Annotated in this window: 9 protein-coding genes and 1 pseudogene; 3 read left to right on the forward strand and 7 right to left on the reverse strand. The window is 56.4% G+C overall.

Features of this window, described 5'->3' with window-relative positions; translation table 11 throughout:
* The 7 genes from PROAA_RS03420 to PROAA_RS03450 all read right to left on the reverse strand — a co-directional run.
* On the reverse strand, positions 1-743 hold a 743-nt coding region (locus PROAA_RS03420), incomplete at its 3' end, for an AMP-binding protein (RefSeq protein ID WP_186409990.1).
* 23 nt (positions 744-766) lie between these two features.
* Positions 767-1678, reverse strand: a complete 912-nt coding sequence (locus PROAA_RS03425) for a hypothetical protein (protein ID WP_222102075.1) — start codon at positions 1676-1678, stop codon at positions 767-769.
* Between the two features lie 688 nt (positions 1679-2366).
* Entirely contained in the window at positions 2367-4094 is a 1728-nt protein-coding gene (cptA, locus tag PROAA_RS03430; protein ID WP_186409992.1) for a phosphoethanolamine transferase CptA, read from the reverse strand.
* A 114-nt stretch (positions 4095-4208) separates the two neighbouring features.
* Positions 4209-5627: an ATP-binding protein gene (locus PROAA_RS03435; RefSeq protein ID WP_222102076.1), complete on the reverse strand. Its 1419-nt coding sequence runs from the start codon at positions 5625-5627 to the stop codon at positions 4209-4211.
* Complete coding sequence (locus tag PROAA_RS03440; protein WP_186409993.1) at positions 5624-6286, reverse strand: response regulator; 663 nt, start codon at positions 6284-6286, stop codon at positions 5624-5626. Before PROAA_RS03440 ends, PROAA_RS03435 begins: the two co-directional genes overlap by 4 nt.
* Positions 6287-6512: 226 nt before the next feature.
* A complete protein-coding gene (locus tag PROAA_RS03445) occupies positions 6513-8216 on the reverse strand; it encodes a phosphoethanolamine transferase (RefSeq protein ID WP_245664139.1) in 1704 nt (567 codons plus the stop codon).
* Positions 8213-9010 (reverse strand): phosphatase PAP2 family protein, encoded by a 798-nt coding sequence (locus tag PROAA_RS03450; RefSeq protein ID WP_222102077.1) that lies wholly within the window; start codon positions 9008-9010, stop codon positions 8213-8215. Before PROAA_RS03450 ends, PROAA_RS03445 begins: the two co-directional genes overlap by 4 nt.
* A 481-nt stretch (positions 9011-9491) precedes the next feature.
* On the opposite strand from PROAA_RS03450, the gene PROAA_RS03455 reads away from it, so the two are divergent.
* From PROAA_RS03455 to PROAA_RS03465, 3 genes and pseudogenes are all read left to right on the forward strand, one after another.
* A complete protein-coding gene (locus tag PROAA_RS03455) occupies positions 9492-11534 on the forward strand; it encodes an LTA synthase family protein (RefSeq protein ID WP_222102078.1) in 2043 nt (680 codons plus the stop codon).
* A gap of 180 nt (positions 11535-11714) precedes the next feature.
* On the forward strand, positions 11715-12662 hold the full coding sequence (locus tag PROAA_RS03460; RefSeq protein ID WP_186409994.1) for a S49 family peptidase: 948 nt from the start codon (positions 11715-11717) through the stop codon (positions 12660-12662).
* A gap of 54 nt (positions 12663-12716) precedes the next feature.
* Positions 12717-13445 (forward strand): annotated as a pseudogene (locus PROAA_RS03465) (IS5 family transposase); the annotation flags it as partial.

The following is a 13445-nucleotide window of genomic DNA, read 5'->3' on the forward strand; positions in this document are numbered from 1 at the left end:
TGCGGCGGTTTGCCGAGTTTGGTCGCGAGTTTCCAGATGGCGGGTACCGAAGACATGAAGGTGATGCGGTTATCGTCGATCAGCCGGCCCAGGCGCATGATGATTTCCGGGCGGAAGGGCGGGGTGATGAACAGATCCTGTCCGGCCAGCCAGGGGTACAGGCAGTTGCAGATCAGTCCGTGGCCGAAGTGCGTTGGGAGTAGGCACAGCGAGCGGGCAAAGGGAACAAGGCCCAACTGGTCATGGATCCCCATCCAGCGGGCGCGCAGCGAGCGGTGGGTATGCACCACACCTTTGGGCGCTCCGGTCGATCCGGAGGTGAACAGGATCAGGGCATCGTCGTCGAGTTGGCTTAGCCCGGCCGTCGCTTCTTCGTCACCGGTTTCCGTAGTTTCGACAGCCGGAACGCTGGCGTCGGCCAGCGCCTGCCTGATCATCGTTTCGGTCAGATGGTCAACGACCGCCAGCCGGGGCTGTGCCGCGGCGACCAGGGTCTTGATTTCAAAGGCAGTCAGGCGGGCGTCGATGGGTACGGCGCAGGCACCGAGTTTCCAGATGGCCAGCAGTTCGGCAAAGAATTCCAGGCTGTTGCCGAAGGGCAGGAAGACGCGGTCTCCCCGCGACAGTCCATGGCGCTGGAAGCGGGCGACCCGCCGTGCGACCTGGCCCGGTATCTCCTGACGCGTCCATGACCGTCCGCTGATCGGTTCGGCAAGATTTCCAACATTCAGATCAAAATACATTCGAACTCACTCCCTAAAGATGTTCATGCAATTCCGAAAAGACTCAAAAAGAAATTCAGACGGGGAATAAAGGGGGCACCACTGCCGACATTCCAGATGTAAATCAGGCTGAAAAAAGTCCAAACGCCGGCTATCCTCAACAAGCGGTTTGCTTGACCCTGTGCCGGCGGGCGTCCTCCCCGGCGTTGCTCGCGCAGCATGGACACAAAAATACCCAAGGCCAGCAACAAACAATAGAAGATTCGTGAACGAAGCGCATACAGGCCCTCGAAAACCTGACCCTGCACCATCATATCGCCAAGCTTGATAAGGTGGTAATAGGTGTTGCCGATAAAGGCTGCCGCAAAAACCGCTGCAAACAGACGTAAAGTGGGCCAATTGCGCAATTGCCTTCCCAACTGGGTAAACGTGGGAAGGAAAAAGAAGTTGGCCATGATCTCCTTGAAATAGTAGTAATAGCGGTTCCAGAACTCCACAATCGATTCTGCCAGGAGGGGCTTGTAGGTATTGCGGAATACGTTGAAACCAAAAATCCGCAGGATGGCAATGACTACGTGCCCATGAACTGCATGGCGAAGCACCTGATAAACAAGCTCGCAGTAGATGCTTATCCAGGAAATCCAGACAGCGGTTTCCTGACTCTCCATCGCAACCAGATAAGAGAGCTTGGGGATTCCCAGGGTGTATCCGCCGAGCATTCTGGTCAGCTCATTTCCAGGGCCATAAATGACCCCTTCGAATACCTTCATTGAGGCAAGCCATATATTGGACAGGATATAAAGCTTGATTCCTGCCAGTTGCGAACGGGCAAGTTCCTCCTCGCTTTTTGCTTCGAATCGGGACAAATATCCGAAGCCTTTGCCATACGGCGTATTGGATCCACCGTAGATCGGCCAGATTGTGAGGAAATGGTCGGAGAATCGTGTTCCGGTCATTCGGCCGTGCTGCCCTGAAAGCAGAAGGTATCCGAATCGCCAGAGCAGGAACGGAAACGTCGCCGCGACGCCGAGCAGAACCTGCCGCCAAAGCCCGCTGTCCGGTGCGCTGGTCCAGAGTACCAGGAGCAATCCCCAGTAGACCGAGTGCAAGGACAGCTGAGGATGCGTTCTGACAAACCGTGGCAAGCGGGAGAATCCCGTGGCCGCCCGGTAGAGCAGCCAGCTCATTCCGAGCAGGGCAAGCACCAAGAGAACCGGACCCAGGCGGTCAGCCGGAACCGGCACATCGGCGGGCGTGAAATTGTGCCGGGATTCCTTGATACATACCCAGACGCCAGCCACCGCTAGTATCGTCCTTCGCCTGAATGGCGTGAAACATCTCAGCATTCCACCAAGATTCGCCTGCCACCAGGCAATGACCCTGGCGTCTTCATGGAATTGCATCAAGTGGGCTAAATGCATGGGAATACCGGTGGGAAAGTGCCAACAACTGCGTTGCACGCAGGGTATGGGGGCGTCAAATCAGGCGGCATTATGGCGTGTGGTCGATCTTGGCGCAAATTCTGCTTCCGCGGATTCATCCGGGAGCCCCTAGCCAGCTTCGCTGAAGGACACTGGCAGCCTGTTTGAGCTCTCCGGCACTACTGCCGTGGGTGCGCACATACAATGCCGCGGCAACCGGCTGCTACTTGACGGGCTTTTCGGATGGCTTGAGCATCGGGCGCAGGTCGATCAGCCCTTTGGGGGCGGATGGGTCGCCAACTAGCAACGGGCGCTCTCGAAATTTGGTGCTGATCACACTCTTGGTCGGGTCCAGACCGTCGAACGATAACCCGACCAGTTCCGCCCAGGTGTGAATCAGGTGTGACGTCTGGTACGGTCGGCGGGTGATTCCGGCAAACTGCCGTGGATGGGCTGTGCGCCATGATTCGGATTGCCAGAGAACGAAGGGCACGGTGTACATTGCCGGTGTCGGCTTGGCTTCGTCGCGGCCAATGAATTTGTGCGGTGGCGTATCGTACACATCCTCGCCGTGATCGGCGAAATAGAGCAACAGGCTTTTTAGCTGTGCGCTGCGCAATTGTTCGATCAGACTGCCGACGACAAAGTCGTTATACCGCACAGCATTGTCGTATTCGTTGATGAATTGGGTTTGCTCCTCATCGGCCCACTCAGGCAAGCCGTCGCGACCCTTGAAATACTCGTCCTCCGGCGGGTAGCGGAACTCGTAGCGCATGTGCGTGCCCAGCAAGTGTACGATGATGAAACGCTTCTCCACGCCGTCAGCAAGTATCTTCCCGAAAGGGTCTAGCACTGCACCGTCGTAGGCGCGGGAATTCTGTACACGGGTGTTGTTCAGATAAACCTGTTCATCGGTCTGCTTCGAAAAATTGGTCAACATCGTGTTGCGCTGAGTCATCGTCTGCTGGTTGGTGATCCAGTAAGTGCGATAGCCCGCCTGCTTCATGATGTTCATCAGCGATGGTGTGCTCAGATAGAGATCGGGGTTTTCCTGATCGGCAAAAGTCAACGCCTGCTGGAGTGTCTCGATGGTGTAGGGGCGTGAGGCGACCACATTGTCGAAGACGGTCAGCTCCTTGCTCAGGGCATCGAGGCGAGGTGTGGTCTGGCGGTGATAGCCGTAGAGACTCATGTGCTGACGGTTGGTCGATTCACCAATCACCAGAACCAGCGTGGTCGGGGTGCTTCCGTTACGGTCGATCAGATTCTTCAGTGGCGGGATATCATGGTTCTTTGCCACCAGCTCCTCGACAGCCGCCAATTGCTGGCGATACTCCGAGTAGCCGACCAAGATCTGCCAAGGTACGGCCGGCTCAATGCGTTTGATGATGGCGTCCGCTGCGACCGCCGAAGAAATGACGCCGCCGCGCAAATTCTTGAACTGCGGGTATGCAAAGAGTGTCGTCACCACTATTGCAATTACAAACCAGGCGCGTTTCGGGGAAATGGCCACCGGTCGCAATTTTCGCCAGATCAACCACGCAGCCAGCGAGTAGATGACGAATGCGGGGATCATCCACCAGACAAAATACTGCGCGACATACTCGCTCGCCTCAGCCGGGTTCGATTCAAAGATGATGAACAGGACGCTCTGCGAAAATTCGTTTTGATAGATGAAGAAGTAGCCCAGGCTGACCAGTGAAAAGACCCAGAGTACGATCCCGATTAGCGCGGCTATCTGGCGTGTGTACTTCGGGGCGAGCAGTACCGGGATCAGCCAGAGCGTGCTGGCCACCGTTGCCAGCCTGAACGACGCGAAGGAAATGGCATCAATTACCTGTAGCAGCAGGTGGTGCACGCCAGAGAAATACCAGAAGAAGAAATAGACCAGCAGTAATCCGTGCCAGTCGGTCTTGTTCGAAAGCTTGCCTGCCTGGGCAGCGTGGGTCATGCCGGTTTCCTTGCAAAATGGTGCCGCCGGAAAGTGTCAGGGCAGCGCTTTTCAACTGACGCGAAATGATCGCTCACCCGTCCGAGAACATACTTGAATAATACCGATGAGTCTCTATATCTTCCAGCCAGAGGTGGTAGCCAAGCCGCCAGTCTTGCCATCGATTGGCCAGCGCAGGCGGGCAACAAAACCCCCGCCCTGCCTGTTCTCGAGCTCCAGCCGAGCGCCATGTAACTCGGCAATGCGCTGCACGATGGAGAGGCCTAGGCCGCTTCCTTCGCAGCCGGCTTCGCTGCTGCGAAAGAAGCGATTGGTTAGGTGTGATAGATCCTCTTCCGGAGTGCCCGGCCCTTCATCACTGACCTCAAGCCGTAACCCGCCAAAGTCGTTGTCGATGGTGAGGGTCACAGTACTCTGCTCAGGCCCGTAGCGCACCGCATTGTCAAGCAGGTTGCGCAGCGCGGCACCGAGCAGGTCCGGGTCGCCGGTGATTCGGGGAGCGTCCATCGGAGCAGTGAGATGAAGGCGTTGTCGCCGCGTTGCTGCCGCGCTGTGAGCACTTTCGAGCGCCCCACGGGCAAGTTCAAGCAGGTCGATTGGTTGTGTGTCGGATAGCTGAACGATCGGGTCTAGCCGCGCCAGGCGAAGCAATTGCTCGACCAGCCGCGTCGTGCGGTCGACTCCGGCCAGCACTTGAGCCATTGCGTGATCGCGTTCCTCGGGGTTTTTTGTGGCCATCGCCACCTGTGCCTGTATTTTCAGTGCGGCCAGTGGGGTGCGCAGTTCGTGCGCGGCATCGGCTGTGAAGCGTCGTTCGTTGTCGAGTGTGGTCGCCAGCCGTGTCAGCAGGTGGTTCAGCGACCTGACCAGAGGCTGGGTTTCGAGCAGGGTTGTTTCCGGCTGGAGCGTCGTGAGATTATCCGGCGAGCGCGAAGCTACATCCTCGGCCAGATCATCAAGCGGTTTCAGGCAGCGCTGGATCGAAAAATAGAGCAGCGCAACCATCAGTGGCAGCAGCAGCCCTAGCGGCAGCACGGTCTTGGAGGCGATTTCCAGCGCTTCCTTGTCACGGGTATGGAAAGAATGTGCAACCTGCGCCCGGTAGCGGCCATCGGCTGTTTCCAGGATCAGGCTGCGCCAGGGGTGGCCGGCGTGTTCGACGTTGGCGTAACCGAGTGGCCGGGTCAACGGCGTTTCCGGCGCCATGGCTGAGTTCACGAGCACTGTGCCGTCGGGATAACCGATCTGGAACTCCAGCGCCAGTTCGCTGCGCCGCGATTTGGTGCCGCGCAGGCTGTTCATGTTTTCCGGCAAATCTTTCAGATAGCTGGTGTCTTCATGTATCTGTGCGAGCAGCAGGCGTGCCATCTTGGCCATCTGCCCGTCCATCAGCTCCTGCACTTCGGCACGTGCCTGATGGTAGCTCAGCCCGGCAGCCAGACCCCAGATCACGATGGTGGTCAGGGTCACCCAGCGCAGCAGTCGCCAGCGCAGGGAGCGGGCGTTGAGTGGCGCCAATCCAGCGACGCTCACGTAGCATCTCCCAGTTGATAACCTAGACCACGCACAGTGCGAATGAAATCGCTACCCAGTTTCTTGCGCAGGTGATGGACATAGACCTCCACCGTGTTGCTTTCCTTTTCCTCGCCCCAGGCATAAAGGCTTTCTTCGAGTTGACTGCGAGTACGCATCTGGTTCCTGTTGGTCATCAGGTCGAACAGCAGCGCATACTCCCGGGCTGACAGCTGCAGGGGCTGCCCGTCTTTGGTGACACGTTTGCCCGCCGGGTCGAGCGTAACTCCGGCATGAGCAAGCACCGGGGTGGCGGCGCCGGAGGCGCGGCGGATGAGTGCACGCATCCGCGCCTGCAACTCGCCCAGGTCGAAGGGTTTTGCCAAGTAATCGTCCGCACCTGCATCGAGTCCGGCGATCTTGTCGGCGTTGGTGTCGCGAGCCGTCAGGATCAGCACGGGCAGGGTATCGCCCCGGCTGCGCAAATCTCTCAATACGGTGAGTCCATCTTTCTTCGGCAGGCCAAGATCGAGTACGCAGGCGTCGTAGTCGTGGCTGAGAATGGCCAATCGGGCTGCTTCGCCGTCCTGAACCCAGTCCACGGCATAGTTCGCCAGTTTCAGTCCGGCACGGATGCCGTCGCCGAGCAGGGTGTCATCTTCCACGAGCAGAACACGCATTGCTTTGTCCTTGGGTCCGGAGTAGGGGAGTATGCCGAAATACAGGGGTGGCCGGCGTTTTCGGCGAGATGCCTGGATACTTACTGGAATTTCAACGAGGGTCAATCCTCTTACTCTGCCGGGGCGCGTAAGAACCGTCGCTGGGCAACTCTTATGGCAAACGCCGAAGCCTGCTGCGTACCCACTCGGGAGTTTGCCGCTGACTGATTGGCTAAAGCAAGCGCAATCATTTTGCCGCGATCTGTTGCCTGTAGTTGGCTTTGCAACCGGCGCTGAAATCGTACTTGTCGTCGAGCGCGCTTGTACGAACATCAAGCAGCGCCAGTGTCGTGTGAAAGAGGTGGTCATGCGTGACGGCGCTGTGTGCGCGCTGGCGAAGGCATTGCGTGTCGAGCGAGAAGCGCTTCGCGTAGCCGTCGGAGAACCATGCCACCATCGGGACTTTCTTCTGTATCTCCGGGGCGATAGCGTAGGGAATGCCGTGCAGGAAGAGGCCGTTTTCGCCGAGCGATTCGCCATGATCCGATACGTAGAGGAGGGCCGTGTCGTAGCTGGACTGCTGGGTCTTGAGGAATTCGACGGCTTGAGCGAGGACATGGTCGGTGTAGAGCAGGGCATTGTCGTAGGCATTCACGATTTCCTGCTGCGTGCATTTGCCGAGATCCGACGACTCGCATGCCGGCAGGAATCTTTTGAATGACTCGGGATAGCGCTTCGAGTAGGCCGGGCCGTGATTGCCGAGCGTGTGCAGGAAGATCACCTGGCTTTCGCGACTGCCCTCGGCCAATTGGCGGACGCCGGTCAGCATGGCACCGTCCATGCAACCGTCGCTATTGCAGTCGGCGGGCGACGCCTTGACATCCGGGTGCAGGCTTTCCAGGCCGTCGCAAGTGCCCTTGCAACCGGACTGGTTGTCGATCCAGGAGACGCGTAGGCCGGCGTGTTTCAGCACATGGAGCAGCGATTCGCTGCTGCGGATCTTCGTTTCGTCGTAGCTGTTCCGTCCGTAGGGCGACAGCATGCAGGGGACCGAGACTTCGGTGTTGGTGCCGCAGGCGGTGACGTCGCTGAAATTGATGACATCGAGCCTGGCCAGTTCTGGGGTGGTTTGCCGCGCATAGCCGGATAGTCCCCAGTTGGCGGCACGCGCCGTTTCGCCGATGACAACGATCATCAGCACCGGCTTTTTGTGCTGTGCCCAGGCGGCCGAGAGGGTGGCATCGGCACCGACCGGGATTTTTTCACGGGCGGTGGCCGCTGAGTCATTGGCAAAAGCACGCACGCCGGAGTAGAGGTAGTTGGCTGGTGTAATCAGATAGCGCACTTCCTTCTTCTCGCGCATCAGCGATGACAAGCCCTTGAAGATGGCAAACCCGGATGCGCCGGTAACCGCCACTGCAGTGAACAAGCAAAGGAGGCGGATGCCGACGGCGCGCATCAACGGCCGTGGACGGATGTCGGTGCGGGCCAGAAGCAGGAGTGGTGGCAGAGCATAGGCGGCTACCGCCGGAATCATTCCCCATGTGAACAGCTCTGACGCTTCGCGATAATCCGTACGCATTATGTTGCGGAGCATGTCCGGGTCGAGATAGACATGGTATTTGCCCATGTAGTAGGCAGCAAAGGATGTCGCCAGGATCAGCGTCGCCAACAGTGGCTTGGCGGCCCGCCGAGGGATAAAGATTGCCAGCAGCAGAAAGTGGATGGCAGTCAGCAGCAGTGCCAGGGCGCCACCATGGAAGGCAATACTGGCCCAGGAGCCCGCGCGGCTATCCAGCGTGGCTTGCCAGAACAGCGAATTGCTGGTGGCGGTGAACCACAGGCAGACGAGCAGGATCAGTGTTTCAACACCGAGCGACGGCCGCTTTGCAAGTTGTGCCAGAAAGGGTCTTGCCGGCTTTAATCCCATATCGAGGGCGGTTGTTGTCATTGCTGCCAAACCAGAGCGGGCGTGTTTTCATTGGAATTGGCATCGCTGTCCCGTATCAGAGCGCGCTGCATCGGGCGCCAGAATACGGCCAGCATGAACAACAACAGCGCGGTACTGAGCCAGGCCGTAGCCAGGGTGTGCGACAGGAAATGCTGGCCACGCATCTGTTGTACCCAACCCATGAACAGGCCGACACTGAGTCCGGCGACAAAGGTTGCCAGTGCCTTGCGCGGGTGAGTGGGTAGCCAAAGAATGGCCAGTGCGGAGAGCCACATGCCGGCACTGGCATGGCCGGCAGGGAAGCATTGCCCTGCCTCCCACCCCTCCGGCACCCAGTCGAGTAACCTCAGCATCGGCGCTTTGCCACCATAGAGGTCTACACCCCAGGGGCAGTGCATGTTGGATGCTTCCTTCAGTGAGAGGATCAGTTTCGGTTCAAGGACGGCAGCCAGCGTCAGGAAGCGCAGTTTAAGGCGGCCGAGGGGAGTGAGGTAGCGCAGGGGAGTGAAGCGGCGCAGGGGGCGCACAAGATCGAACACGGTGACAACAATGAGCAGAAACCCAAACCAGACGATGGTGGCTTTGACGTAGCCGTGCATCAGCTTCCTCCCGAACCAGGTAGTGTCCCAAGGGAAAATCATGCGTTCGGGGTCGAAATAATAATTGGCAATGATCTGATCGAGATCCGTGTATTGCGCCAGGATGACGATGGCGGTGGCGGTAACGAGCATGATCAGGGTGATGTCTACAATTGCCTGTTGCGGGTTCTGCATCAGGGGCGATGCTTTTTTCATGGGGGCCTCGTGATCGACGTTATGACTTGAGTGGCCGCAGTGTTGCGTCGGAACCTTAAATGACCCTTAAGATGCGCGTGCAGAATGCCCTTGCTGTCGATTTGTGTGCCTCTTTACGACAGCGTGGTTTTAAGACTGGTTTAAAATTGCGCCGCTAGAGTGCGGCCGGTGCCAACGCCGTTCGCTGTATTTCTGACATGAAGGTGGCCCCATGCCCCACCTCGTTCACGCATGGCCGATGGAATGCGTGGGCCAAGCTTTCCTGCTGGTAAACAGGGGGTTGGGCGACAGGTGAGCGGAAACGGCATTGACACCCGAGACAAACGGAGATTCGAGGCAGCGACAAACTCGAAAGACAGTCTGTCGGTGATGCTGAACTTGATGAACAGGATTTTCTAGTGAGCTGGATCCGGCCTCAGCATGAACGCGAAGTAGCGCCCTGGCGCCGATGGGTTGGAAAACGAAAAACAGAGGAAGCTGAATGAACGAAGACGTGAAATCAAACAATAAACCGCGCGGCTACCGCCACGGAGCGGCTTTGTCCAGCTCGCCTATCAACAACCTGGCACAACGACTATGGCAATTCGCCTACAAATTTGATGTTTATGCGCCATTAGCCGTAATGTTCATCATTGGCATAGTGGTGCTCTCCGCGTCGCGTTTTGGGCTAGTGCTGTGGAAATTCGATCGCGTGAACAATACGGGTGAACTGGCTAGTATTTTCATGCAAGGTTTGCGTGTGGACATTATGCAACTCTGCTTTTTAAGCCTGATTCCCGTATTGTTGGCGCCTGTATTCAGCATTACCAAGTGTTGGCGCAGCTGGCAACGCTTTACTTACGTGTGGGTCACATTAGCCATCGTGCTGCTGATATTTCTGGAGGTTTCTACACCAGGTTTCATTGCCGAGTTCGACGTACGCCCCAATCGCATTTTTGTGGAGTATTTGAAGTATCCGCATGAAGTCATGGGTATGTTGTGGGTTGGCTTCCGAATTCATATTTTTGCAGCACTGATCTTCGTTGCAGTAACACTTTTCTTCATGCATGGCCTGATGAAACCGTGGGCGCAGAACTCGACGTCATCTACACAAGCACATTGGTCGCGCAAAAAAACACTTCTCACTTGGCCGTTGGTTCTCTTCTTAGTGGCTTTCGGTATCCGTTCTACTACAGGCCATCGCCCAGCCAACCCTGCATTGTTTGCCATTACCGCAGATAGCATGGTCAACAGTTTGGTGCTTAACTCGGGCTATTCCGTTGTCTACGCAACTTATACTTTGCTCAAAGAAACAAAATCCAGCGACATTTACGGCACGATGCCGCGTGAAGAGATATTCAAACTGACAGGTGCCCAAGATACGGAGATTCCAACCTTAACCACCCTAAAGCCCAGCCAACATCGTAAAAAACCGCTTAACCTTGTGATTATTCTGCAAGAAAGCCTCGGCGCTACATTTGTTGAATCTTTGGGAGGCGTTCCGGTTACCCCCAACATCGAAAAGCTGAAAAACCAAGGTATTTGGTTTGAGCAACTCTATGCGACAGGCACACGCTCAGTCCGAGGCATTGAAGCCGTCATCTCAGGTTTTCAGCCTACACCTGCAGAAAGCACTGTCAAACTTTCAAAGTCACAACGGAACTTCTTCACCCTTGCCGCATTGCTGAAAAAGAATGGCTACAGTACAGAGTTTATTTACGGTGGCGAGTCGCACTTTGACAATATGCGCGGCTTCTTTACCGGCAATGGCTTTCAAAACATCGTCGACGAGAAAGATTTTGAGAACCCGGTGTTCAAAGGCAGCTGGGGTGCCTCCGATGAAGATTTGCTAAACAAAACCCATGAGCAATTATTAGCGCACCACAAAACGGGGCAACCGTTTTTCACTCTGGCTTTCTCATCATCGAACCATGCGCCATTTGAGTTTCCAGATGGGCGCATTGAATTGTACGAACAGCCAAAAGACACAGAAAACAACGCCGTCAAATATGCTGATTATGCAATCGGTGAGTTCTTCAAGAAAGCAAAACAAAGCGAGTACTGGAAAGACACCGTGTTCTTGGTTGTAGCTGACCACGATATTCGTGTGCGCGGCGACTCCCTGGTGCCTATTGAGCGCTTCCATATCCCTGGCCTGATTTTGGGGGCCGATATCCGGCCGTTGCGCCATACAGGCGTTGCCAGCCAAATTGATTTGCCCGTTACCTTGTTGTCACTTATGGGCATACAAGCGCAACACCCGATGACGGGGCGCGACCTCTCAAGCATCGCGCCAAACAGCCCAGGGCGTGCAATGATGCAATATAACGACAACTTCGGCTGGATGGAAGAAAGCGCCGCAGGCAAGCAAGTTGTGGTGCTACGCTCTGGTAAGGCTCCTGCGCATGGTGTATATGATGCAAATGCAAAACGTTTGAGTGAAGCTGCGCCACCTGCTGATGCAAAGGTTTTGGAGCAGCGCGCGCTGGCCAACGTATTGTTGCCAGACCTTGTCTACAACGAACAACGTTACCGCCTGCCTTGAGACACAGTTGCATCACGAGTTTTTACTGATTCCAAGCTATACTTGGACGCTGATACTTGGGACGCAGCATTTCTCCGGTATTCATGCGAAAAGTATCTGGAACGAATGGACTGCAACCTCATTCATTGATCAGTGTGACCGTTCTGCTTAATACATACCACTTGAGTAATTAACTTGGAAATGCCTGATAACGATCCGCAGTGGGAGCGGCAGTTGCTGGAGAAGATTGCTCTTGCATCGCTTCAAGAGCAAAGGGCGAAACGTCGCTGGGGTATTTTCTTCAAGCTTGCCTTCCTGTCATATCTTGTTGCCGTTCTGGTTATGGTGGTCGATTGGGGAGGCCCCGAAAAGCTTGTAGACGGAAGGCACACAGCGTTGATCAACCTGCGCGGAACGATTGACGCCGGCGGTGATGCCAGCGCGGACAAAATCAATGGCGCGCTGCAGTCCGCGTTTGAAGACAAGGGAACGGCCGGCGTCATCATGCGGATCAACAGCCCGGGCGGCAGTCCGGTTCAATCCGGCATTGTTTATGACGAAATCCGCCGCTTGCGGACCAAGCATCCTCAAATTCCGCTTTACGTCGTAGTCGAGGATGTGTGTGCTTCCGGTGGGTACTATGTTGCCTCTGCCGCCGACAAGATTTTTGTCGACAAGGCCAGTATCGTTGGTTCCATCGGCGTATTGATGGACGGATTCGGTTTTACCGGGACAATGGACAAGCTTGGCGTAGAACGGCGCCTGCTGACCGCCGGAGTGAACAAAGGGTTCCTCGACCCCTTCTCTCCACAGGACGAAAGACAGAAAGAGCATGCCCAGATACTGCTGGGCGAGATACATAGGCAGTTTATCGAAGTCGTCCGTAACGGTCGTGGAAATCGACTTAAAGAGACGCCCGATATGTTTTCCGGATTGATGTGGACCGGCAGTCAGAGCATCAAGATGGGGCTTGCCGATGATTTCGGGACGGTTGATTCAGTGGCCAGAGACTTGATCAAGGCTGAAACCATACTCGACTATTCAGTCAAAGAGAATATCGCGGAGCGCTTTGCCAAACGTTTGGGCGCGGAAACAGGCCAAAGCATCGTATTTCGCCTGTTCGGCAGCAACCGGACAGGACTTCACTAGGGCCTGTTCACAGTAGCCGATTTGTGTTCACATTCTGGAATTTGGATGTGAGCGATGGATCGACGAATGTTGAGCGATGGGCAATGGTTGCGAATTGAGACTCTGTTGCCGGGCAAGCCGACAGACAAAGGGGGCGGGATGCTGATAATCGACAGTTCGTGGAAGCGGTCCTATATACCGCCCGCGTTGGCAACCCTTGGCGCGACTTGCCTGCGGAGTTTGGCAATTGGCACTCGGTGTATGTACGATTTGCCCGCTGGGAAATGTATGGGGTTTGGCATCGGGTCGCCGAAGCGCTGAGCGGCGAGGCCGATTTGGAGGAGTTATTCATTGACTCGACCGTTGTTCGCGCCCACCAACATGCAGCCGGCACACCAAAAAAAACGGTGGCGATCAAGCGATCGGCCGATCGCGGGGTGGGCTGACCACAAAGATCCATGCGACGGTCGATGCACTGGGCAATCCGGTTCGATTGATCCTCACGGCCAGGTCGCCGATGTCACGCAAGGCGCGGCCCTCGTGGCGGCCATCCCAACCGGAGCGGTTGTGGCCGACAAGGGATACGACAGCGATGCGCTGATCGCGACCATCGAAGCCACGGGCGCTCAGGCCATCATTCCGCCCCGAAGCCATCGGCTCACGCAACGCAACGTCGACTGGCATCGCTACAAGGCGAGAAACCTCGTCGAGCGATTCTTCAATCGGCTCAAGCAGTTTCGTCGCCTCGCCACCCGTTACGACAAATTGGCCCATCGCTTCACCGCATTCTTGCATCTCGCATGC

Source organism: Candidatus Propionivibrio aalborgensis (assembly GCF_900089945.1).
GTDB lineage: Bacteria > Pseudomonadota > Gammaproteobacteria > Burkholderiales > Rhodocyclaceae > Propionivibrio > Propionivibrio aalborgensis.

Coding starts and splice junctions, on each gene's coding strand:
- PROAA_RS03445 (WP_245664139.1), bottom strand. CDS start 8,216: ATGACAACAACCGCCCTCGATATGGGATTAAAGCCGGCAAGACCCTTT.
- PROAA_RS03425 (WP_222102075.1), bottom strand. CDS start 1,678: ATGACCGGAACACGATTCTCCGACCATTTCCTCACAATCTGGCCGATC.
- PROAA_RS03450 (WP_222102077.1), bottom strand. CDS start 9,010: ATGAAAAAAGCATCGCCCCTGATGCAGAACCCGCAACAGGCAATTGTA.
- PROAA_RS03460 (WP_186409994.1), top strand. CDS start 11,715: ATGCCTGATAACGATCCGCAGTGGGAGCGGCAGTTGCTGGAGAAGATT.
- PROAA_RS03455 (WP_222102078.1), top strand. CDS start 9,492: ATGAACGAAGACGTGAAATCAAACAATAAACCGCGCGGCTACCGCCAC.
- cptA (WP_186409992.1), bottom strand. CDS start 4,094: ATGACCCACGCTGCCCAGGCAGGCAAGCTTTCGAACAAGACCGACTGG.
- PROAA_RS03440 (WP_186409993.1), bottom strand. CDS start 6,286: ATGCGTGTTCTGCTCGTGGAAGATGACACCCTGCTCGGCGACGGCATC.